The sequence below is a fragment of the Mixta sp. BE291 genome (assembly GCF_031457955.1).
In the GTDB taxonomy this organism is placed as follows: Bacteria; Pseudomonadota; Gammaproteobacteria; order Enterobacterales; family Enterobacteriaceae; genus Mixta.
This window is the reverse complement of record NZ_JAVDXN010000005.1, coordinates 1-21,773: the sequence shown is the minus strand read 5'-3', so window position 1 is coordinate 21,773 and position 21,773 is coordinate 1. Positions and strand designations below refer to the sequence as shown.

At 54.1% G+C, this 21,773-nt stretch carries 21 protein-coding genes, 2 tRNA genes and 1 rRNA gene; 8 read left to right on the top strand and 16 right to left on the bottom strand.

Annotated elements, in window-relative coordinates; translation table 11 throughout:
• Positions 1 to 200: 200 nt before the first annotated feature.
• Complete coding sequence (gene dpaA / locus J2X14_RS12740; protein ID WP_352411577.1) at positions 201 to 938, top strand: peptidoglycan meso-diaminopimelic acid protein amidase; 738 nt, start codon at positions 201 to 203, stop codon at positions 936 to 938.
• Here dpaA and J2X14_RS12735 read toward each other — a convergent pair.
• Entirely contained in the window at positions 909 to 1,676 is a 768-nt protein-coding gene (locus J2X14_RS12735; RefSeq protein WP_352411576.1) for a class II glutamine amidotransferase, read from the bottom strand. The two genes, dpaA and J2X14_RS12735, sit on opposite strands and share 30 nt — an antisense overlap.
• Before the next feature lie 155 nt (positions 1,677 to 1,831).
• Entirely contained in the window at positions 1,832 to 2,413 is a 582-nt protein-coding gene (gene lpcA, locus J2X14_RS12730; RefSeq protein WP_084971004.1) for a D-sedoheptulose 7-phosphate isomerase, read from the bottom strand.
• A 344-nt stretch (positions 2,414 to 2,757) separates the two neighbouring features.
• Between lpcA and fadE the strand changes: the two genes are divergently transcribed.
• On the top strand, positions 2,758 to 5,205 hold the full coding sequence (gene fadE, locus J2X14_RS12725; RefSeq protein ID WP_352411575.1) for an acyl-CoA dehydrogenase FadE: 2,448 nt from the start codon (positions 2,758 to 2,760) through the stop codon (positions 5,203 to 5,205).
• A gap of 122 nt (positions 5,206 to 5,327) precedes the next feature.
• Here fadE and J2X14_RS12720 read toward each other — a convergent pair whose 3' ends face one another.
• The 3 genes from J2X14_RS12720 to mtnK form a co-directional block, all read right to left on the bottom strand.
• Positions 5,328 to 5,852 (bottom strand): GNAT family N-acetyltransferase, encoded by a 525-nt coding sequence (locus J2X14_RS12720; protein WP_352411574.1) that lies wholly within the window; start codon positions 5,850 to 5,852, stop codon positions 5,328 to 5,330.
• A 3-nt stretch (positions 5,853 to 5,855) separates the two neighbouring features.
• Complete coding sequence (locus J2X14_RS12715) at positions 5,856 to 6,128, bottom strand: type II toxin-antitoxin system TacA family antitoxin (RefSeq protein ID WP_352411573.1); 273 nt, start codon at positions 6,126 to 6,128, stop codon at positions 5,856 to 5,858.
• A 529-nt stretch (positions 6,129 to 6,657) separates the two neighbouring features.
• A complete protein-coding gene (gene mtnK, locus J2X14_RS12710; RefSeq protein ID WP_352411572.1) occupies positions 6,658 to 7,857 on the bottom strand; it encodes an S-methyl-5-thioribose kinase in 1,200 nt (399 codons plus the stop codon).
• Positions 7,858 to 7,964: 107 nt separating this feature from the next.
• On the opposite strand from mtnK, the gene mtnA reads away from it, so the two are divergent.
• Positions 7,965 to 9,011, top strand: a complete 1,047-nt coding sequence (mtnA, locus tag J2X14_RS12705) for an S-methyl-5-thioribose-1-phosphate isomerase (protein ID WP_352411571.1) — start codon at positions 7,965 to 7,967, stop codon at positions 9,009 to 9,011.
• Here mtnA and J2X14_RS12700 read toward each other — a convergent pair.
• Genes J2X14_RS12700 through J2X14_RS12690 form a run of 3 tightly spaced genes read right to left on the bottom strand, consistent with a single transcriptional unit; the run spans position 8,989 to position 10,828 of the window.
• A complete protein-coding gene (locus tag J2X14_RS12700; RefSeq protein WP_352411570.1) occupies positions 8,989 to 9,531 on the bottom strand; it encodes a 1,2-dihydroxy-3-keto-5-methylthiopentene dioxygenase in 543 nt (180 codons plus the stop codon). The genes mtnA and J2X14_RS12700 overlap by 23 nt on opposite strands.
• Positions 9,528 to 10,217: an acireductone synthase gene (gene mtnC, locus J2X14_RS12695; protein WP_352411569.1), complete on the bottom strand. Its 690-nt coding sequence runs from the start codon at positions 10,215 to 10,217 to the stop codon at positions 9,528 to 9,530. Before mtnC ends, J2X14_RS12700 begins: the two co-directional genes overlap by 4 nt.
• Positions 10,214 to 10,828 carry a methylthioribulose 1-phosphate dehydratase gene (locus J2X14_RS12690; protein WP_352411568.1) on the bottom strand — a complete coding sequence of 205 codons (615 nt, stop codon included), beginning with the start codon at positions 10,826 to 10,828 and terminating at the stop codon, positions 10,214 to 10,216. Before J2X14_RS12690 ends, mtnC begins: the two co-directional genes overlap by 4 nt.
• A gap of 149 nt (positions 10,829 to 10,977) precedes the next feature.
• Here J2X14_RS12690 and J2X14_RS12685 point away from each other — a divergent pair, with 149 nt between their 5' ends.
• Positions 10,978 to 12,138, top strand: coding sequence for a pyridoxal phosphate-dependent aminotransferase (locus J2X14_RS12685; RefSeq protein WP_352411567.1), 1,161 nt, complete (start codon positions 10,978 to 10,980; stop codon positions 12,136 to 12,138).
• Between the two features lie 103 nt (positions 12,139 to 12,241).
• Here J2X14_RS12685 and J2X14_RS12680 read toward each other — a convergent pair whose 3' ends face one another.
• The 4 genes from J2X14_RS12680 to dnaQ form a co-directional block, all read right to left on the bottom strand.
• A complete protein-coding gene (locus J2X14_RS12680; protein WP_352411566.1) occupies positions 12,242 to 13,474 on the bottom strand; it encodes a pyridoxal-phosphate-dependent aminotransferase family protein in 1,233 nt (410 codons plus the stop codon).
• A gap of 74 nt (positions 13,475 to 13,548) precedes the next feature.
• Positions 13,549 to 14,508, bottom strand: coding sequence for an allantoinase PuuE (gene puuE, locus J2X14_RS12675; protein ID WP_352411565.1), 960 nt, complete (start codon positions 14,506 to 14,508; stop codon positions 13,549 to 13,551).
• 204 nt (positions 14,509 to 14,712) lie between these two features.
• A tRNA-Asp gene (locus J2X14_RS12670) sits at positions 14,713 to 14,789 on the bottom strand.
• 133 nt (positions 14,790 to 14,922) lie between these two features.
• On the bottom strand, positions 14,923 to 15,654 hold the full coding sequence (dnaQ, locus tag J2X14_RS12665) for a DNA polymerase III subunit epsilon (protein WP_352411564.1): 732 nt from the start codon (positions 15,652 to 15,654) through the stop codon (positions 14,923 to 14,925).
• Positions 15,655 to 15,706: 52 nt separating this feature from the next.
• On the opposite strand from dnaQ, the gene rnhA reads away from it, so the two are divergent.
• Positions 15,707 to 16,174, top strand: a complete 468-nt coding sequence (gene rnhA / locus J2X14_RS12660; RefSeq protein WP_502890006.1) for a ribonuclease HI — start codon at positions 15,707 to 15,709, stop codon at positions 16,172 to 16,174.
• On the opposite strand, the gene J2X14_RS12655 is transcribed toward rnhA, so the two are convergent.
• Positions 16,159 to 16,893 carry a class I SAM-dependent methyltransferase gene (locus J2X14_RS12655; RefSeq protein ID WP_352411562.1) on the bottom strand — a complete coding sequence of 245 codons (735 nt, stop codon included), beginning with the start codon at positions 16,891 to 16,893 and terminating at the stop codon, positions 16,159 to 16,161. The genes rnhA and J2X14_RS12655 overlap by 16 nt on opposite strands.
• A 42-nt stretch (positions 16,894 to 16,935) precedes the next feature.
• Here J2X14_RS12655 and gloB point away from each other — a divergent pair, with 42 nt between their 5' ends.
• Both gloB and mltD read left to right on the top strand, forming a co-directional pair.
• Positions 16,936 to 17,691 (top strand): hydroxyacylglutathione hydrolase, encoded by a 756-nt coding sequence (gloB, locus tag J2X14_RS12650; protein ID WP_352411561.1) that lies wholly within the window; start codon positions 16,936 to 16,938, stop codon positions 17,689 to 17,691.
• Positions 17,692 to 17,761: 70 nt separating this feature from the next.
• Positions 17,762 to 19,144 (top strand): murein transglycosylase D, encoded by a 1,383-nt coding sequence (gene mltD, locus J2X14_RS12645; RefSeq protein ID WP_352411560.1) that lies wholly within the window; start codon positions 17,762 to 17,764, stop codon positions 19,142 to 19,144.
• 46 nt (positions 19,145 to 19,190) lie between these two features.
• Here the strand turns inward: mltD and J2X14_RS12640 are convergent, their stop codons facing one another.
• Positions 19,191 to 19,994, bottom strand: coding sequence for an endonuclease/exonuclease/phosphatase family protein (locus J2X14_RS12640; RefSeq protein ID WP_352411559.1), 804 nt, complete (start codon positions 19,992 to 19,994; stop codon positions 19,191 to 19,193).
• 195 nt (positions 19,995 to 20,189) lie between these two features.
• Here J2X14_RS12640 and yafC point away from each other — a divergent pair, with 195 nt between their 5' ends.
• The gene (gene yafC, locus J2X14_RS12635) at positions 20,190 to 21,086 is read left to right on the top strand and encodes a DNA-binding transcriptional regulator YafC (RefSeq protein WP_352411558.1); all 897 of its coding nucleotides are present in this window, start codon (positions 20,190 to 20,192) and stop codon (positions 21,084 to 21,086) included.
• A 154-nt stretch (positions 21,087 to 21,240) separates the two neighbouring features.
• On the opposite strand, the gene J2X14_RS12630 is transcribed toward yafC, so the two are convergent.
• Together J2X14_RS12630 and rrf are read right to left on the bottom strand one after the other, a co-directional pair.
• Positions 21,241 to 21,317, bottom strand: a tRNA-Asp gene (locus J2X14_RS12630).
• A 73-nt stretch (positions 21,318 to 21,390) separates the two neighbouring features.
• Positions 21,391 to 21,506: ribosomal RNA gene (gene rrf / locus J2X14_RS12625) — 5S ribosomal RNA — on the bottom strand.
• Positions 21,507 to 21,773 lie beyond the last annotated feature (267 nt).

Genomic DNA, 21,773 nt, shown 5'->3' with positions numbered 1-21,773 from the left:
GCGTAGCGCAATGAATATCCTGTAACGGCGCAACTGAAATTGCGGGCCGTCTCTGGAATCACAGCTATTTCTTAGCTGGCATCTTGATAAAAAAACAGACAGTGATAATGTTGCGCAGCAATAGCGGAATTATCCGATTATACACGTCACAGACGCCGCAGGGCGTTGCAGTTTATCCCCTCATCACCAAGGGAAAAAGAATGGGCAAAATCGCACTTTTGTTTGCGATGATTCTTCTGCCAGCCCTCAGCATGGCAAGCGTGACGGAGCCAGTTCAGCCACTGGCACCGGTCAGCAAAGAGTTAAAGAAGCAGTTATTAGGTACGCCGGTTTACATCCAGATCTTTAAAGAAGAGCGCACGCTGGAACTGTACGGCAAAATTGGCAATGAATATCGGCTGCTCGACAGCTATCGCATCTGTAATTTTTCCGGCGGCCTTGGGCCAAAACGCCGTCAGGGCGATTTTAAAAGCCCGGAAGGTTTTTACAGCGTAAAACCGAGTCAGCTTAAGCCGGATAGCCGTTTTTATCGCGCCATCAATATTGGTTTTCCTAACCAGTACGATCGCCAGCAGGGCTATGACGGAAAATACCTGATGATCCATGGTGCCTGCGTCTCTGTTGGCTGTTACGCCATGACCAACGCCTATATGGATGAGATTTTTACCTATGTGAATGCCGCATTGCGTAACGGCCAGCCGGAAGTGGAAGTCAGCATTTATCCGTTCCGCATGACCGAAAGCAATATGCAGCGCCACCGTAACTCTTATTACGCCAGCTTCTGGAAAGAGTTACAGCCGGGCTATGCCTGGTTTGTTGAGCATCGTCAGCCGCCGACGGTGATGGTGAACAACGGCAGATATGTGCTGAACGGCGCGCCGGTTAGCGGCACCCCCGCCGCCTCGCAGTCATTCCTGGCGCTCTCCAAGGCAGAATAGTTGCCATTCGCCTGGCAGAATCCGATGCCAGGTTTCATTGCCGGTTAACGGCTGAGTGGCAATAACCGTGACCACGTCGTTTGGCGTGGTCTGCTTTTGAAAGTCGATTTCGACATCCTGATCCAGCAGCTTCGCCTTGCCAAACGGCGCACGACGCGTAATCCAGAACAAATTGGTTGAGCAGTAGGCCATTAAATAGCGTCCGTCCGACAGCAGCATATTAAACACCCCCTTCTGCCGCAGCTCCGCCGCCAGCTCGCCAATATAGCGAAACACCGCCGGCCAGTTTCCCGGTGTGCGCGGATAGCGCGTTGCCAGCTTATGCAGCAGCCAGCAGAACGCCTTTTCACTGTCTGTCTCGCCGACCGGACGAAAATTTCCGGTTTCCAGCTGACGATAGCCGCTTAGCTGCCCATTATGCGCATAGGTCCAGTTGCGGCCCCACAGCTCGCGGGTAAACGGATGGGTATTTTCCAGCGATACCTGCCCCCGATTCGCCTGACGAATATGCGCCACCACTGAACAGGACTTAATCGGATACTCCTGAACCAGGCGCGCTATCGGCGAGTTATAGCTGGGCTGCGGATCTTTAAAGGTACGGCAGCCTTTATTTTCATAAAAAGTAATGCCCCAGCCATCTTTATGTGGCCCGGTGCCGCCGCCGCGCTGCACCAGTCCGGTAAAGCTAAAGCAAATATCAGTTGGGACATTAGCGCTCATACCGAGCAGTTCACACATAGACGGGCCTCCGGCGCAGGTTTTGTGACGATTATAACGAATCAGGCGGAGACAAGCAGCGGGAGCGCGCATTTGTTAACACGTGACTAAAGCATGCGGCTTAACAGAGATAGCCGCGCCAGGGTTGACGCGGCCAGGTAACAGCGCTAAAGCCGTTACTTTTTCTCCATCTCTTTTTCGATTAGCAGCATCAGGATATGAATTACTTTGATATGAATTTCCTGAATGCGGTCGGCATAACCGAAGTGCGGCACACGAATTTCGATATCTGCGCTGCCCGCCATTTTGCCGCCGTCTTTACCGGTCAGGGTAATCACCTTCATGCCCTGCGCACGTGCTGCCTCAATCGCTTTGATGATATTAGCGGAATTACCTGAGGTAGAGATGCCCAGCAGCACGTCACCCGCCCGGCCTACCGCCTCAACGTAGCGTGAAAAAACATAATCGTAGCCAAAATCATTACTGACGCAGGAGAGATGGCTGACATCAGAGATAGCGATGGCAGGATAGCCTGGGCGGTTTTCACGATAGCGACCGGTCAGCTCTTCCGCAAAATGCATCGCATCACAATGCGAGCCGCCGTTGCCGCAGGAAAGCACTTTGCCGCCCGCTTTAAAGCTGTCGGCCAGCAGTACGGCAGCGCGCTGAATCGCATGAATGTTCGCATCTTCACTCAGGAATTTATTTAGCGTATCCGCTGCTTCGTTAAGTTCTGAACGAATAATATCCTGGTACATAGGGAGGTCCTTTGAGGAGAAAGAGTTGGCGCAAGTTTACCGAAATGGCAACGGGGCGCAAAGCGTTACCGGGTAAAGCTGCGGCGTCCACATCATTATAAAACCGCTGATGCCTGACCATTACACACCTGGCGTGAGCGCTAAAAGCTTACGTGCTGACGCCACAAACAAGCGCCGTATAAGACAACAGCCGCTGCTGAAATGAATACGTTGAGAATGATGCGGTCGGAATGTGAGCCAGGTTGTAATTATCATGTTACTTAATTGCTAAATAACTATAACTGCTTTAAACCTGTAGCCAGACCAACAGGTCAGACCTCTTACTTGTTACGGAGCGGTTCATTATGATGGTTCTTAGCATTGTTGCGACGCTGATTGTGATCGGCGCGCTTTTTTGGCATCGCGTTTCGCTTCCGGTCAGCAGCGCTGTACTGCTGTTATGGACGGCGGCCATGGCCTTGTTCGATCTCTGGACGCCCTGGCTTCTGTTGCCGCTGGCCCTGATACTTCTGCCGTTAAACCTGCCGTCGCTACGTGGCTCGCTGATCTCCGCCCCGATGCTGCGCACCTTCCGTAAAGTGATGCCGCCGATGTCACGCACCGAGAAAGAGGCGATTGAGGCAGGCACCACCTGGTGGGAAGGCGATCTGTTTCGCGGTAACCCAGACTGGAAAAAGCTACACAATTACCCACAGCCGCGCCTGACGGCGGAAGAGCAGGCATTTATTGACGGTCCGGTAGAAGAAGCCTGCCGCATGGCTAACGATTTTCAGATCACGCATGAGATGGCCGATCTGCCGCCGGAGCTGTGGGCCTATCTGAAAGAGCACCGTTTCTTCGCCATGATTATCAAAAAAGAATATGGCGGGCTGGAGTTTTCTGCTTATGCTCAGTCACGCGTGCTGCAAAAGCTGTCGGGCGTTTCGGGGATTCTGGCCATCACCGTTGGCGTGCCTAACTCACTCGGCCCTGGCGAACTGCTGCAGCATTACGGCACTGATGAACAGAAAAAACATTACCTGCCGCGCCTGGCGCAGGGCCTGGAAATCCCCTGCTTTGCCTTGACCAGCCCGGAAGCGGGTTCCGATGCGGGCGCGATTCCTGATACCGGCATCGTTTGTATGGGCGAATGGCAAGGCCAGCAGGTGTTGGGCATGCGCCTTACCTGGAACAAGCGCTATATCACGCTGGCGCCGATCGCCACCGTGCTGGGTCTGGCGTTTAAGCTTTCCGATCCCGAACATTTACTGGGTGATACTGAAAATTTAGGCATTACCTGTGCGCTGATCCCTACCCATACACCGGGCGTGGAGATCGGCAAGCGCCACTTCCCGCTTAACGTCCCCTTCCAGAACGGGCCGACGCGCGGCAACGATATTTTTGTTCCTATCGACTACATTATTGGCGGCCCGAAAATGGCCGGTCAGGGCTGGCGTATGCTGGTTGAGTGTTTGTCGGTAGGCCGCGGCATTACCCTGCCGTCAAACTCCACCGGTAGCCTGAAAAGTCTGGCGCTGGCCACGGGTGCTTATGCACGCATTCGCCGTCAGTTCAGGATTTCCATTGGCAAAATGGAAGGGATCGAAGAGCCGTTGGCGCGTATTGCCGGTAACGCTTATGTCATGGACGCCGCCGCCACGCTGATTACCTATGGCATTATGCAGGGCGAGAAACCGGCGGTGCTCTCAGCGATTGTAAAATATCACTGCACCCATCGCGGCCAGCGCGCCATTATCGACGCGATGGATATCGCTGGCGGTAAAGGCATCATGCTCGGTAAGAGCAATTTCCTGGCTCGCGCTTACCAGGGCGCGCCGATTGCGATTACCGTGGAAGGCGCGAATATCCTGACGCGCAGCATGATCATCTTTGGTCAGGGCGCTATCCGCTGTCATCCCTATATTCTGCGTGAAATGGGCGCTGCGGAGCGTAATGATTTGTCTGAGTTCGACCGCGCGCTGTTCAGCCATATCGGCCATGTTGGCAGCAACCTGGTGCGCAGCCTGTGGCTTGGCATCACCGGCGGCTACGGCAGCGCAACGCCTACGCGCGATGCCACCCGTCGCTACTATCAACATCTGAACCGTATCAGCGCTAACCTGGCGCTGCTGTCAGATATTTCGATGTCGGTGCTGGGCGGCAGCCTGAAGCGACGCGAACGCGTGTCTGCGCGGCTGGGTGATATTCTGAGCCAGCTCTATCTCGCTTCGTCAGCGTTGAAGCGTTACGACGATGAAGGCCGTCATGAGGCCGATTTACCGCTACTGCACTGGGGCGTCCAGGATGCGCTGAATCAGGCGGAAAACGCCATTGACGATCTGCTGCGTAATTTCCCCAACGCGGCGGTTGCGGCAACGCTGCGTTTGATGATTTTCCCGGCCGGTCGCCATTGCCGTGCGCCATCCGATCGTCTTGATCATCAGCTGGCGAAGCTGCTGCAGACGCCGTCCGCAACCCGCTCTCGCCTGGGCGGTGGGCAGTATTTGACGCCGAGTGAGCATAATCCCGCCGGGCAGCTGGAGGCGGCGTTACAGGATGTGATGGCTGCGGAAGTGATTCACGATCGCCTTTGCAAGCAGCTGAAAAAGCCGCTGTCGTTTACCCGGCTTGATGAGCTGGCGCAACGCGCATTGCAGGAGCAGTGGATTACTCAGCAGGAAGCGGATGTGCTGATACGTGCCGAAGTCAGCCGCCTGCGCTCGATTAATGTTGATGAGTTCGAGCCCGATGCGCTGGCGACCCAGCCGGTAAAGCAGGAACAGACGCCGGAGCGTAAAAGCGAAGCCGCCTGACGACGAAAAAATAAAGATTACCCAGCATAAGTCACGTTTTAGCGTGGCAACCAGAGCCTGAGCGGTAACGTTCAGGCTTTTTCTTTGCTGAATGGCGCGGTATTTTAACGGTAAGCCGGGATTTACTTTAATTGAAATAGTTTTTCAATGGATTGAATGGGGTAAAATAACGAATCCTTGTTTTCTCCCACCAGCGGAATAAAACCGAGGCTGATATAAAACTGTTTAGCCTCATCATCCAGCGCATCTACAAACATTCCATGAATTCCTACGGCAAACGATGCGTTATAAATAAGTTTCATCGCATGCGTCACTAACATACTACCCCAGCCTTGCCCCTGAAGCGTTTTATCTATCGCAAGCCTACCGAGCGTAATGCATGGAACGTTTTTATAAGGGATTTTTTTCTGTTGTGTTTTAGAGGATAAGGTAGATTTTTCAAAGCAGCTACCCGATAACGTGTAATAACCTAAAACGCTTGGCTCTGGCCCTTGAGCTTTAAGCATATAGCCTCTCAATATTTTAGCTTTATGCTGCCTTTTGAAATGTTCTTTCAGAAAGATATTTAATGAAGCTTTACCGCAGTCAAAACTATTTAACTTGTACTGCTCTTCTTCCGTGAAAATTTCGATTGTCAGATTTTCCACAACCTACTCCATATTTTGTAAACTCCGGGCCGCTTGTTTTAGTTTTTCATTGGGTTCAGGTGAGTTACTGATGGCTTCCGTTACTCGTTTCCATGACGCCTCGTTCAATACAATACGCTGGTGCTGTTCGATCACTTCTGCCGCTCGTGCTGAAGCGCTCGCAAGCATAAACTGCGAGATCGTTAAATTGCTGATGGATGCCGCATTTTCGATAAGACTTTTATCTTCCGGCGATAAACGTAGATCAATACGCTGTTTCTTTAAAGTGTTTGCCATATTTCTCCATGTCCGACTGGCGGATGCGCTGCTGTGCAGTTTCAATATATCCAAATGTACGGTGCCTTTCCGTACAAGAAGTATGCGGCGAAGCGGGCTGTTTTTCAATCAGTTCGTTATGCCCGCTGAGAGTGACCACATGAAAGCATTACTTAATAAACTGCCTGTGCGGCAGTGAACGGAGCTTACCGGCTCTGCCGGTTAGCGCAGTGTTTCTAAGCTGCCTGTACGGCAGTGAACGTCGTCGTAATCGTCATCACTGTTGTTGAGGTTTTCTAAGCTGCCTGTGCGGCAGTGAACTTCCCGCCCGCGTGGGACGATTGCGCGGTTATTTTCTAAGCTGCCTGTACGGCAGTGAACTGGAGCAGATTAGCGTAAACCATATGCAGGATAAAGGCTTAAAGCGTTACCCATAGAAAAACCCTTTTTTCGCCCGTCTGGATTCGACCTTATAAAATCAACACGTTAACCAGACAGCAATAAAAAGGGTTTCGGCCCTCAAAACTTTCTATCAGGACCAATGCGCTACCTAGCCGTTCTGCCGAATACGGGCGATTAGCGTATCGATATTATCAATATGCGGCGCAGCGACGATTAACGTTTTCCCCAGGCTGATGGCGTGGCGAATAGCTTCAATGCGCATCGCCTCATCTTTAATATTTTCCAGATCGGCCACGTGCGACATGCCAACCGTGCGGCGAATCAGCTCGCTGCCGCAGTAACCGATAGTGTCGGCAAACACCTTCTTTAGCCAGCTGCCGATATAGTCCGGCCAGGCCAGCGCGCGGTCGCGGCTTTTTTCCGTAGCCAGCGCCTGAAAGCGTTCGGCAAAGGCCAGCCACAGCGTGCGCGCATCCTGTAAACGCTGCTCGCGACCGTCGGCCGCTTCACGCGTCGCCAGCAGACCCGGCAGCGCGCAATAGTTCAGCAGCAAGTTGCCCAGCGCCGTCCCCACATCAAACCCCACCGGTCCGAAAAAACCAAATTCGGCATCAATCGCTTTCAGGCTACCTTCAGCGACAAAAACGGAACCGCTGTGAATATCGCCATGCAGGTGCGCTTCAGCATGAGATAAAAAGCGATGTTTCAGCCCGGCCACCTCATTACGCAACCGCGTATCACTGCGTAACGCCGCCACGTCAGCCGCCAGCTGCTCTGGATAACGGTTACGCGGATGACCTTCATAGGGATCGGTAAAGAAAAGATCTTCCGTGATTTCGCACATTTCAGGGTTGGTAAAGCGGATAACGCGTGCTTTCTTTTCGTGGGGATGCAGATGGAAATCAGAAGTATGAAACAGCGTTTGTGCCAGATATTCGCCCAGCTGACGCGCCGCCTGCGGATAGTGACGCCCCTGTAACAGCTCGCCGCGCCAGATTCGGTGGCTGGAGAGATCCTCCAGCACCATCACCGCCAGTCCGGCGTCGTAATGCAGCACTTTTACCGTATGCTGCGGGCAGTGGCGATAGTGTTCCACCAGCGTCTCAGCTTCCAGCCGCGCACGCTCCAGCGTTAACGGCCATGATTCGCCCACACAGCGTACGTAAGGCAGCGCCTGCTTGACGACAATGCGGCTGTTGTCATCATGATCGAAGATTTTAAACACCAGGTTAAGGTTGCCATCCCCGATCTCTTCAGCCCTGACCAGCGAAGCAGCATCGCTTAATCCGCCAAAGCGCTGCGCATATTCCACCGCATCGGCGGCTGTGAACGTCCGGTATTGCGACATTATCCGTTTCCTCTGCAATTCTGTAGTAAAAGCCGTTCAGACGTCTATACTTCCGTTTCGCATGTTGGCACAATATGTCGCATTAACGCAACATGGATTTCACTGTTATGCAAACTCTTCATACCACCAGTCTGCAGGTGCGCGATAACCAGCTGTGGATCCTCGATCAGCAAGCTCTGCCGCAACAAAAGCACTGGCTGGACGCCAATAGCGTGGCAGCGCTGGTAGGGCACATCCATGCGTTGCGGGTGCGCGGCGCGCCATTAATCGGCCTCTCTGCCAGTCTGCTGCTGGCGCTGCTGGCGGAAAACGGCATGAGCAAAAGTGAGCTGACCCAGGCGCTGGCAACGTTGCGCGCCGCCCGCCCCACCGCTGTTAACCTGATGAATAATCTGGATCGAATGAAGCAGGCGCTGAGTGAGGGTAACTATGTTGCGGCATTAAGCGCCGAAGCGCTGCGGCTGGTGGAAGAAGATAAAGCGTTATGCGCCAGCATCGCTCAGGCGGGCAGCGAGCTGGTCACGCCCGGCAGCCAAATTTTAACCCATTGCAATACCGGCGGGCTGGCAACCGCAGGCGTCGGCACCGCCATCGGCGTGATCGCGCTCGCTTTCCAGCAGGGGAAAATCGCGCAGGTCTGGGTGGATGAAACGCGCCCGCTGTTGCAGGGCGGTCGCCTGACCGCCTGGGAATTGGCCGAACTCGGCATCCCTCATCGCTTGATCTGTGATTCTATGGCGGCGGCGCTGATGGCGCAGAAGCAGGTCGATGCGATTTGGGTCGGTGCCGATCGCATTGCCGCCAACGGCGACGTTGCCAACAAAATCGGTACCTACAGCCTGGCGGTGCTGGCGCGCTATCACCAGATTCCCTTTTACGTGGCCGCGCCGCATACCACGCTCGATCCACACTGTCCGGATGGCAGCGCCATTCCTATTGAGCAGCGCGCAGCCAGCGAAGTCACCGGCGTATCCGGCAGTTTTGGTCAGCTACAGTGGGCGCCGGAAAATGCGCAGGTGTGGAACCCGGCGTTTGACGTCACGCCAGCCAAATTAATCAGCGGTTGGGTGCTGGATACCGGCGTGGTGACGCCGGAAGAGGTTGCGGCCGGTTATTTCCAGCCGCAGGCGGTTACGGCAGGCGCGGATAGGTAACGGCAATCGGATCGCCGGTAAAGTTGGCGATCCAGCCTTCCTGATTATCAAAAATACGGATCGCGGTAAAGTGTGGGTTTGATCCCATATCAAACCAATGCGGCGTACCCGCCGGGACCGAGATCAAATCATTTTTCTCGCACAGTACCTGATAAACCCGCCCTTCCAGATGCAGGCAAAACAGCCCCGCGCCCTCAACAAAAAAGCGGACTTCGTCTTCGCCATGCGTATGTTCCGCCAGAAACTTAGTGCGCAGCGTCTCTTTCTGCGGATTATCGGCGCGCATGCTGATGACGTCCCAGCTTTGATAGCCTTTCTCCGCCACCAGCCGATCGATCGCATGTTGGTAAGCATTAATTACTGCTTCCGCGGTGGGATTTTCACCCAGTTCACGGTTGGCTTCCCAGCGCTCAAAACGCACGCCGCGCGCGTTCAGCTGCTCGCGAATCGCCTCGGGATCGGTGCTGTGCCACACCGGCACCCTGGTTTCTGTTTCGGTATAAATGGTCAATTCACTCATAAGGAAAACGGCTCCAGCGTAATCTGATCAAAACGGTTTACCTGGCGATGGACGCTCTCATTATCCGCTTCGCCGCGAATTAACTGCAAAGTGTGCCAACCGGCCTGCTGCGCGGCATCCAGCTCCTGATGAATATCAGACAGGAACAGCAGCTCGCGGGCGGGCAGATCGATCTGGCGGGCAATATTTTGGTAGGCGCTGGTCTCGCGTTTCGCCCCGACATGGGTATCAAAGTAACCGCTAAACAGCCCGGTAATATCGCCCTGGTCGCTGTAGCCAAACAGCAGCTTTTGCGCCGCAACCGAGCCAGACGAATAAACGTACAGGGAAATCCCCTGTTGATGCCACCTTTTTAACGCAGGCAACACGTCGGGATAGAGATGACCGGTAAAATCACCGTTAAGGTAGCCGCTGCGCCAGATCATGCCCTGCAACGCTTTTAGCGCGGTGGATTTGCGATCCTCATCCATAAAACCGTAGAGCACGGCGATCAGCTGTTCCGTGTCCGCCTGCGGCTGAGCGATCTCCTGACGCAGATCCGCCAGCGCGGCGGCGACTGCCGGTTCTGCCGTGTGGCTACGCAGATAATCCGCCAGGTGCTGACGCGCCCAGGGAAACAGAACGTTATGCACAAAACCTATGTCGCTGGTGGTGCCTTCAATATCGGTAACAATCGCGCGAATCATGATCTCTCCAGCAAACGGCGTTGCATTTCACAGTTAAACAGAAACTCCAGCCCTTCCAGATGGCGGCGCGCCTCCTGCACATCCCTGCCCCAGCAGGTCAGGCCATGACCGCGCAGCAGGAAACCGTAACGCAGCGTATGGATTTGCGCCCAGCTTTCAATGCGCGTCGCCAGCGCGGCGATATCCTGATCGTTATCAAACAGCGCAATCGCGACGCTATCAAGATGGCTGTTCTGGCCGGTCAGCGACTTCTGCATTTCATAACCCTGTAGCCGCAGCGCCTCTGCCTTTTCAATACGTGACAGCACGGTGCTGTTTACGCTGTGGGTATGTAATACCGCGCCCGCTTGCGGAAACAGCCGATAGATCAGCGTATGCAGGCCGGTTTCAGCGGAGGGTTTGCGTCCTGACGGCGCCTGGCCGCTGGCGATCGCCACCTCGATAAAATCGTCGGCGGTCAGGCTGCCTTTGTCCTTGCCGGACTCGCTAAGCAGGCAGAATCCTTCCCCTGCGCGTATCGACATATTGCCGCCGGTCGCCGGTGCCCAGCCCTGTTGGCCAATCCAGTGGCAGGCCGCCACCAGCTGCGCCAGTTGTGGAGTTACTGTCATTGCGCTCCTTTTATCGGCTTCGCCGTTGCAGAGGAAATCTCGCGTTTAGACGTCTACCCGTCTTGATTGCCAAATACTAACATCATGATTATAGTGGCTCAACACAGCCGTAACATTGGGCCGCTACCCGTCCTGAAGGTGAGCTATTTATGCGTTCTAATCCGTTGATTCCTGAAAGTAAGCTGCCCTCGCTCGGCACCACAATTTTTAGCCAGATGAGCGCGCTGGCGCAGCAGCACAACGCCATTAACCTTTCACAGGGGTTTCCTGATTTTGATGGTCCGCGCTATTTGCAGCAGCGGCTGGCGCATCACGTAAGTCAGGGTGCTAACCAGTATGCACCCATGACCGGCGTAACGGCGCTGCGTGAAGCGATTGCCGACAAAACCACGACGCTTTACGACTATGCTGCTGACGCTAACAGTGAGATTACGGTTACTGCGGGCGCTACCGAGGCGTTATATGCCGCGATTACCGCGCTGGTGCGACCGGGCGATGAGGTGATCTGCTTTGATCCCAGCTATGACAGCTACGCGCCCGCCGTCGCATTGTCCGGCGGTGTAATGAAGCGCTTAACGTTGCAGCCACCCGCTTTTCGCGTTGACTGGCAGGCGTTTCAGCAGCTGCTATCGCCGCGTACCCGACTGGTGATTCTGAATACCCCGCATAACCCGTCGGCCACCGTTTGGCAGCAGAGCGACTTCGCCGCCCTGTGGCAGGCGATTGCCGATAAAGAAATTTATGTGCTGAGCGATGAAGTGTATGAGCATATCTGCTTTACCGCCGAGGGGCACAACAGCGTTTTAGCGCATCCGCAGCTGCGCGAACGGGCGATTGCCGTCTCCTCTTTTGGCAAAACCTACCATATCACCGGCTGGAAAGTGGGCTACTGCGTTGCGCCCGCGCCGTTAAGCGCCGAGATCCGCAAGGTTCATCAATATCTGACCTTTGCCGTGAATACGCCCGCTCAGCTGGCGCTGGCGGATATGCTGCGCGCCGAGCCGGAGCATTATCGCGAGCTGCCCGCGTTTTATCGGGCGCGCCGCGATACCTTTATTCAGGCGTTAAGCCGTAGCCGTTTTGAGATCCTGCCCTGCGAAGGCACCTATTTTTTGCTGGCCGATTACAGTGCGATTTCCGATCTGGATGATGTCAGTTTCTGTCGTTGGCTCACGGAAGAGGTTGGCGTGGCGGCGATTCCGCTGTCGGTATTTTGCGCTGACGCCTTTCCTCATCGCTTGATTCGCCTCTGCTTTGCCAAGCAGGAAAGTACTTTGCTCGCTGCGGCGGAGCGTCTGTGTGAGATTTAACGCGCGCCATTGCCGCAAGATGGCTCGCGCTGATGCCGCCGCCTGGACAGAAAGCGCGTATTTAACGCTGGCAGGCAGCAGGCATTTCAATTTCACCGTGGATTTATCCACGGCTGTAGCGATCCCAGGCCGCCTGTAGCGCCGCGCCCTGTACGGTGCTGAAGCGCAAATGGTTCAACACCGCTTCCAGCGCGCTTAGCGTCTGCATCACGCAGTCTTTACGCGCGTTATAGCCCATGGTGCCGATACGCCAGATCTTGCCGTTCAGCGGGCCAAAAGAGGTGCCGATTTCAATGGCGAAATCCTCCAGCATCAGCTTGCGCACCTGCTCGCCGTGGATGCCTGGCGGGATCACCACGCCCAACACATTATTCATCTTGTGTTGGATATCGCCGAAAACGGCCAGGCCCATCGCCTGAATACCGGCCAACATCGCCTCGCCGTGCAGCCGGTGGCGCGCAATGGCATTATCCAGCCCTTCCTGCAAAATTAAGCGAGCGCATTCACGTGCGCCAAACAGCGCGCTGGTCGCTTCCGTATGATGATTCAGCCGCTCCGGCCCCCAGTAATCCATAATCATACCGAGGTCGAAATAGTTGGACCAAATCATCTGATCCTCGCCATCCTGATGTTCGGCGGTGCGGATGCCCTCTTCCACGCGTTGACGTTTACGAATGATCTCTTCCATCCGCGGGCTGAGCGTAATCGGCGCGGTGCCGGAGGGGCCGCCCAGACATTTTTGCATCCCGGCGGAGACCGCATCCAGCCCCCAGGCATCGCTTTCCAGCGCATTGCCGCCCAGCGAGGCGGTGGCATCGGTGTAAAACAGCACGTCGTAGCGCCGACATATCTCGCCCAACTCCGCCAGCGGTTGCAGCATGGTGGTTGAGGTATCGCCCTGCACCGTCAGCAGCAGGCGTGGCCGCACGCGCCTGATAGCGTCTTCGATCTGGTCAGGCGTAAAGACCTCGCCCCACGGCGCTTCAAGGGTATGAACTTCCGCGCGGCAGCGACGCGCAATTTCACACAGCAGATAACCGAAACGGCCGAACACCGGCACCAGCACCTTATCGCCGGGACGGATCGTCGACAGCAGAATCGCCTCGATACCGGCACGCGACGTGCCGTCAATCAGCAGCGTCCAGCGGTTCCCGGTGCGGAAAATGCTGCGATACAGCGTCATAACCTCATTCATATAGTGGGTCATCGCCGGGTCGTACTGACCAATCAGCTGCGCCGACATCGCACGCAGCACGCGCGGATCGGCGTTAATCGGTCCCGGCCCCATCAGCAGGCGCGGCGGCGGATTGATCTGGTCGCATAGCGAGCTTGTCATCAGGCTTTCCTTGTATTGAAGCTATAAAAAAGCCGTGGACGTCGGCAACGTCCACGGCGAATAAGCTAACAGCCTCAGGCTTCGGGTGCCGGATGATGTTTGATCCAGTGCTCGGCAATCTGCTGGCGTGTACAGATCCACACCCGCTCATGCTGCTGTATATAATCCAAAAAACGCGTAAGCGCGCGGAAACGGCCTGGCCGCCCCAGCAGGCGACAGTGCATCCCCACCGACATCATCTTCGGCGCGGTTTCACCCTCTTCATACAGCACGTCGAAGCTGTCTTTCAGATAAGTATAAAACTGTTCGGCGGTATTAAACCCCTGCGGCGTGGCAAAACGCATATCGTTGGTTTCCAGCGTGTAGGGAATAATCAGATGCGGTTTGACGGTGCCATCCTGACAGGTCACGCGCGTCCAGAACGGCAGATCGTCGCCGTAATAGTCGCTGTCGTAACTAAAACCGCCCTGCTCAACCACCAGCCGACGCGTATTGGGGCTGTCGCGTCCGGTATACCAGCCGGTAGGCGCTTTGCCAAACAGATCCATCAGCACATCCACCGCCTGCTGAATATGCTGACGTTCGGTTTTGGCATCGATTGACTGATAGTGAATCCAGCGCCAGCCGTGGCTGACAACATCATATTGCGCATCAGCAATCGCTTTTACCACTTCCGGATGACGCGCCAGCGCCATCGCCACGCCAAAAACCGTTAGCGGCAGGCCGCGCTTTTGAAATTCCTGATGGATACGCCAGAAACCGGCGCGCGAACCATATTCATACAGCGACTCCATCGACATATGGCGATCGGAATAACTGGCTGCGCCAATCATGTCTGACAGGAACTGCTCCGAACCCGCATCGCCGTGCAGGACGTTGTTTTCAGCGCCCTCTTCATAGTTGAGAACAAATTGCACCGCAATGCGCGCTTCACCAGGCCATGCGGCATGCGGCGGTTGACCTGCATAGCCGCGCAGATCGCGTGGATAACTTTTATTGAAGCTGTACTCTTTCTTCTCTGAAGATTGACTCATTCTCTGGCCCCTTTCTTGAGCAGATGACTCCCGTTAGTGTAGGTGCTGAAAGGCAGGCGTTATCTTTTTTTCGCGTGATAATCGGGACAGGGGCGTTTTTAAACTGAGGTTGAAAACGCGTGATGAGGCGGCAGATGAAAGGGCGAGGCTGGAAAACAAAAAGCAAAAGGCCGATTCATTGCTGAATCGGCCTTTCTGAATAGTTGGCGGTGCGGACGGGACTCGAACCCGCGACCCCCGGCGTGACAGGCCGGTATTCTAACCGACTGAACTACCGCACCGCGCTGTGTTCCCCGTCGGGAACGAGGCGCATATTAAGGGGAGTACGCCTGCTCGTCAACGATTTTTCTCACTGCAGCGATCGTTTGCCTGCTTTTTCATCGAACTGGCTTTTTTTAGCGCAAAATAAATGATTTATGCACGCCACAGGCAGCTGCCGCCCTTTTTCATCACCAGATCGAGACGCTGCTCGTGTGCCATCACCTCTTCATCACTGGCAGCAACCACGCGCAGGCCGGAGGTACGCGCTACGCGCTGGATGTTCTCACCGCCGTCGGCATTCTGCTGCTGCTCGCCATCAAGGGAGAACGCCAGCGATGTCTGCCCGCCGGTCATGGTCAGGAACACTTCCGAGAGAATTTCGGCATCAAGCAATGCCCCGTGCAGGGTTCGCTTGCTGTTATCAATCTCATAGCGCGAACAGAGCGCATCAAGGCTGTTACGTTTGCCGGGGAACAGCTTACGCGCCATCAGCAGGCTGTCGGTAATTTTACAGAAGGTTTCTGTTTTACTGATGCCGCGGTTCAGCTTGCTGAACTCATAGTCCATAAAGCCGATATCAAACGAGGCGTTATGGATCACCAGTTCAGCGCCACGGATATAGTCCAGAAACTCGTCCGCGATGTCGCCGAAAGTGGGTTTATCCATCAGAAACTCATCGGCGATACCGTGAACGCCGAACGCTTCCGGGTCCACCAACCGATCCGGCTTCAGATACATATGAAAATTGTTGCCGGTCAGACGGCGGTTGATGATCTCCACCGCACCGATTTCAATAATGCGATGGCCCTCGTAGTGAACGCCCACCATGTTCATACCGGTGGTTTCCGTATCGAGAACGATCTGGCGTGTAATTGCTGTGCTCATAGGACTCGTTTATGTCAGACTTGGCGTTTTATCAGGAGGAAGTCTACCAGAGATGCGCAAACAGGTAGAAATTTTCACCGATGGCTCCTGCCTCGGTAACCCCGGTCCTGGCGGCTATGGCGCTATTTTACGCTATCGCCAGCACGAAAAAACCTTTAGTGCCGGTTTTTATCGCACCACCAATAATCGTATGGAAATGATGGCGGCGATCGTCGCGCTGGAAGCCCTGACCCAGCCCTGTGAAATTACTATCAGTACGGATAGCCAGTATTTGCGTCAGGGCATTACCAGCTGGATCCATAACTGGAAAAAACGCGGCTGGAAAACGGCCGATAAAAAGCCGGTGAAGAATGTTGATTTATGGCAGCGGCTTGATACGGCGCTCAGCCATCATCAAATTAACTGGGAATGGGTGAAAGGCCACGCCGGGCATCCGGAGAATGAACGCTGCGATGAACTGGCGCGCTCTGCTGCGTCCAGCCCATCGTTTGAAGATATCGGCTATCAGCCGGAATCCTGATCGTCCAGCGAATGTTGCTGGCGCGTGGCGTTAACCGTTGCACGTAGTTTTACTTTGCCGGCCAGCTTTTTTGCCGGCGTCATGCTCAGCGGCAGCGTACGCTTGCGCGCCACCATAATATTAAGGCAGCCCAGCGCAGGCACATGTCGGGTCATCATGCGTCCGCCCTGGCGATTCCAGGGCACTACCTGAAAGCTACTGCGATAAACCACTTCATAGTTCAGCAGGCTGAGCCAGTCGAGCAGCCGCATCTGGCTGTACATGCGCCCGCTCCAGGGTGGACGACGATGCAGACCAGGAATCAGCTTGCCCGTTCCCAGGATGCTTAGCGGGTTAAAACCGGTAATCACCATCCAGCCATCATCAATCAAGACGCGGTCGACCTCACGCAGGATGCGGTGCGGATCCTGACTCCAGCTCAAAGTATGGGCCAGCAAGCAGGCATCAACCGATTTCGTCTCAAACGGCAGCTGCATCGCATCCGCAATCACCTGCACATCCTGCCCCTGATCCCCTACGCTAACCTGATGTGAAATGGCGCAGGCCTGCGTATCGATCTCTACGCTCAGGTTGCCGATTTTTAGCAGATGAAAGCCATACAGCTTGCTAAGGCAGGGCTGCAAATGTTGGGTGAGCGCATCCCGGAATGATTCTCCCCACGGCATATCACGCCATGAATGCGGTGCGTTCAGAATTTGACGTGTTTTAGCAGGCTTCATGTTTTACCATCAGTGTTCCTTCACGACGTGCGAGAGGTGTGTATGAATCTTAACAGTATCCCAGCATTTCAGGATAACTACATCTGGACATTAAGCGATAGCCAGGGGGAATGTTTGATTGTCGATCCCGGTGAGGCAGCACCGGTGCTGGCGGCTATTGAACAGCATCAGTGGACGCCGGTGGCCATTTTACTTACGCACCACCACCACGATCACGTTGGCGGCGTAAAAGAACTGCTAATGAAATGGCCTGATCTTGTGGTCTATGGCCCCCAGGAGACACAAGATAAAGGGGCGACGCAAATCGTTTATGAAGGCGATATCCTGCCTGTTTTGGGCTGCGAATTTAGGGTGATTTTTACGCCGGGCCATACTTTAGGACATATCTCATATTACAGCGCACCTTATCTTTTTTGTGGCGATACGATGTTTTCGGGCGGTTGCGGACGCCTGTTTGAAGGCACGCCTGAGCAGATGTATGAATCTTTTCAAAAGCTTGCTGAATTACCTGATGAAACGCTGGTTTGCTGCGCCCATGAGTACACGCTTTCTAACTTAAAATTTGCTAACGCTACGCTGCCAGAAGATAGGGAAATTACTCGCTATTATCAGGAAATTAAAGAGTTACGCGCTAAAAACAGCAGTAGTTTGCCCACAAAACTGGGGCACGAACGGCACATAAATTTATTTTTGCGTACGCAAGATGCTGATTTACAAGGCGCGCTTGGCTTCAACACGCCGCCACAGCATGCATGGGACGTTTTTGCCCTGCTACGTCAAAAGAAGGATGATTTTTAATTTTTAAGGTTGTGTTGTTGGGCCTCAGCACGTATGATTGCTCGTCTTTTAAGCAACCATTGACACACACATGAAGACTAGAGCGATTATCCTTCTCGCCTCGGTCTTGCTGATGGGATGCCAGGCATCGCGACACGATGCCAATGTTCCTGAACAGCATGCACAGAGTCTGTCTTCAGCTGGTCAAAATGAGAATGATAAATTTACAGATCGTATGTTATCCCCGCGTTGGCAGGATGATGGAACGGCCCTGACCCAGGACCAGGATTTGTGGAATTTCATTCGCGACGGGCTGAAGATGGAGGTTCCGGAAAATACCCGGATCCGAGAGCAGAAACAAAAGTATTTAAGAAACAAGAGCTATCTCCACGATGTAACTTTACGGGCAGAGCCGTATATGTACTGGATAGTCGAGCAGATTAAGCAACGTAAAATGCCGATGGAACTGGTACTACTACCCATAGTGGAGAGCGCTTTTAACCCCCACGCCACATCCGCTGCTAATGCCGCAGGCATCTGGCAGATTGTGCCGAGTACGGGACGGAATTACGGTTTAAAGCAAAATCAGTGGTATGACGGCCGACGCGATATTGTCGCTTCGACCCGCGCCGTTTTAGATATGATGGAACGTCTGAACGGGATGTTCGACGGAGACTGGTTGTTGACCATTGCTGCCTATAACAGCGGCGAAGGGCGTGTACTAAAAGCGATTAAACAGAACAAAGCGCGCGGCAAGCCAACCGATTTCTGGCATCTCTCTTTACCGCGAGAAACCACGCTGTACGTACCTAAATTGCTGGCGTTACAGGATATCCTGAAAAACAACAAGCGTTATGGCGTACGGTTACCGGCTCCGAAAGAAAGCCGGGCGTTGGCGCGTGTTGAGGTGGGCCAGCAGATCAAGCTGACGCAAGCGGCGGAAATGGCCGGTTTGTCAGTGGCTAAGCTGAAGAATTACAACACTGGCTACAAACGCGGCGCTACTGCGCCTAATGGACCACACTATATTATGGTCCCGAAAGCGAATGTTGCCCAGTTACGTAATTCACTCGCGTCTGGTGATATTGCCGCCGTACAACCAACGCGTCTGGCTGCAACAGGGACCAGCAGTTATAAAGTGCGTAATGGCGATACGCTGTCAGGCATCGCCAGCCGGATGGGCGTTTCGGTAAAAGAGCTGCAGCGTACCAATAACTTGCGCGGCAACACGATTAAAGCAGGACAGACGCTCACCTTTGGCGGTGGCGCGACAGGAAGTGAACTGGCCGATAACGGCAACAGCATCACCTACAAAGTTCGTAAGGGTGATTCTCTTGCCAGTATTGCACGTCGACATGGTGTAGAGATCAAAGACGTCAAGCGTTGGAATAGCGTGCTGAGCGACAGTAGTTCGATTCAGCCGGGTGATAAAATTACCCTGTTCGTTAAAAACAATGCGACGCCAGACAGTTAAGTTTGCCGGACCGAACAAAAAAGCCGATCGTACGATCGGCTTTTTTTTATGATTTGGCAGAATCCGATGAGGCGAATTCAACCAGCAGCGGATTATGATCTGAAGCGCGCGTGACCAGCACCGAGGCTTCCGTTACCTGTAGTTCGCGATAAAACACAAAATCCAGCGGACGCCCAAACGCCTTACGTCGATGATCGTCAGTAAAGCGGACCTCTCTTAACCCCATTTCCCGTGCAAAGCGATACAGCGCATTCATACGCTGACGGCTCCATGCGTTAAAATCGCCCGCCATAATCACCGGCCCGTTATGATGCGCCAGCTGCTCGCCGATAGGCCCCAGCTGTTTGCTGTAAACATCAATACCGAGGCTGAAATTAACCGCATGGATATTGACCACCATCAGCATCCGGCCATCAGGTAAAGGATAAGCAGTTATTAACGCTGATTTCGCTAAACGCAGCAGCGGCTCGCGCTCGCGCAGTGGGCAACAGTAAACCGGATGTGCCGCCGCCAGCGTCATCACGCCCGACGGATGCTGAGGTAATACAAAAGCAGGCACCTGATCGGCTGCGAGGTAGTTAGAGGTGGCAAAACGAATCAGCTCCGGCGTAGTTTGCGCCTCCTGCAACAATACCAGCTGCGCATCTTTACCGAACGTTTGTAGCACTGACAGCCAGTCAGCTCGCTGCTGCTTAAAGATATTCCATACCAGCACACGTAATGTCTGGCCAGGGGTAATAGGCGCGCCGGGCGGAAGCGCCTGACCGACAGGCAGCATAGCATTAGGAGGAAAAATTCTTTCCACCGGCCGGCCAGCTACATACCTCATGGCATAGGTTTTTTTCTGCACAATACCGCCCGTGTTTTGCAAAATGTCTGTTGTACCGATACTGCTTTCAGTTATAGGGGCTTCAGCTGAGACTTTCAATTAAAGCCGCGGAATTTACCTTCCGGACAGGCAAGCAAATGTTACGATAGCAACAAACTCAGGGTGCTCGCTATCCGCAACTGAGTGGGAATGCATCTATTTACAACAGGAGCAAGTGTGAAAGCGTCTTCAGAAGAGCTAAGAATGTTTGTCGCCGTGGTTGAAAGCGGTAGCTTTAGCCGGGCAGCGAAGCAGCTTCAACTGGCCCCTTCCGCGATAAGTCGTGCGGTAAAAAAGCTGGAGTTGAAGCTGGGAGTGGAGCTGCTGACGCGTACGACACGGCAAATCAATCTGACGCAGGAAGGCGAGAGTTATTTCCGCAAAGTGCAAAAACTGCTGCAGGAGATGGCGGCAGCTGAAAATGAACTGATGGAAAGTCGCCAGGTACCGCGTGGATTACTGCGCGTGGATGCGGCAACGCCGGTTGTTTTGCATCTGCTGACGCCGATGGTTGAGCCTTTTCGCCAACGCTATCCGGAAGTCACGTTATCGTTGCTCTCTTCTGAAACGTTCATCAATCTGATTGAGCGCAAAGTTGATGTCGCTATTCGCGCAGGTAATTTAACGGATTCCAGCCTGCGCGCACGCCCTCTGTTTAGTAGCTACCGTAAACTGGTCGCCTCCCCTGCCTACCTTACGCGATATAAGGCGCCAATAAATGCTGACGATCTCACGCTGCACAGCTGCCTTGGTTTTATCGAGACGCCAGCGTTGAACCGCTGGCCCGTCGCGCAGCCAGATGGCGAACTCTATACCATTCAGCCAACGATTTCGGCAAATAGCGGTGAAACCTTAAAGCAGCTTTGCCTGGCGGGCAACGGCATTGCCTGTTTGTCTGATTATATGATCGATAAAGAACTTGAGGCGGGCAGCCTGGTCGAGGTTTTAGCTGAGAAACGTTTACCGGTAGCGATGCCCTTTAATGCGGTGTACTACAGCGATCGTGCGGTTAATACGCGGGTGCGAGCGTTTATTGATTTCCTGAGCGAGTGGATTACTCAGCATAAAGCGTAATAAACCATGTTATCTCTGGTTTTAGGTAAAAAATAATGGGCTGATTGGCAGGAAGTCAGGAAGTCAGGAAGTCAGGAAGTCAGGAAGGATGATTGTGTAGGGTATTTAACAGCAAAAAGCCCTGACATTGCTGTCAGGGCTATTGCTAATAGAGTGGCGGTGCGGACGGGACTCGAACCCGCGACCCCCGGCGTGACAGGCCGGTATTCTAACCGACTGAACTACCGCACCACCGAATACTGCATTACCAGCGGGGTCTCGCTGATAACCGGTGTTACCTTTTCAGGTATAACCTTAATTTGATGCCTGGCAGTTCCCTACTCTCGCATGGGGAGGCCCCACACTACCATCGGCGCTGCGGCGTTTCACTTCTGAGTTCGGCATGGGGTCAGGTGGGACCACCGCGCTCTCGCCGCCAGGCAAATTCTTTGTGCTCAAACGAATCTTTTACCCTGATGCGGCGCTGGCTTCACTCGTAAACTCAGTCACATACCCCTGTATGCTCCTTCCTTTCCTTCGCTTGCCGCCTTGCCTCAGCGCAAAATCTTTCGTTTTCACTTTATCCGTCAACAAAGCTGAAAATCTCTCAATACTTACAAAACGCTTCCGGCGTTGTAAGGTTAAGCCTCACGGGTCATTAGTACCGGTTAGCTCAACGCATCGCTGCGCTTACACACCCGGCCTATC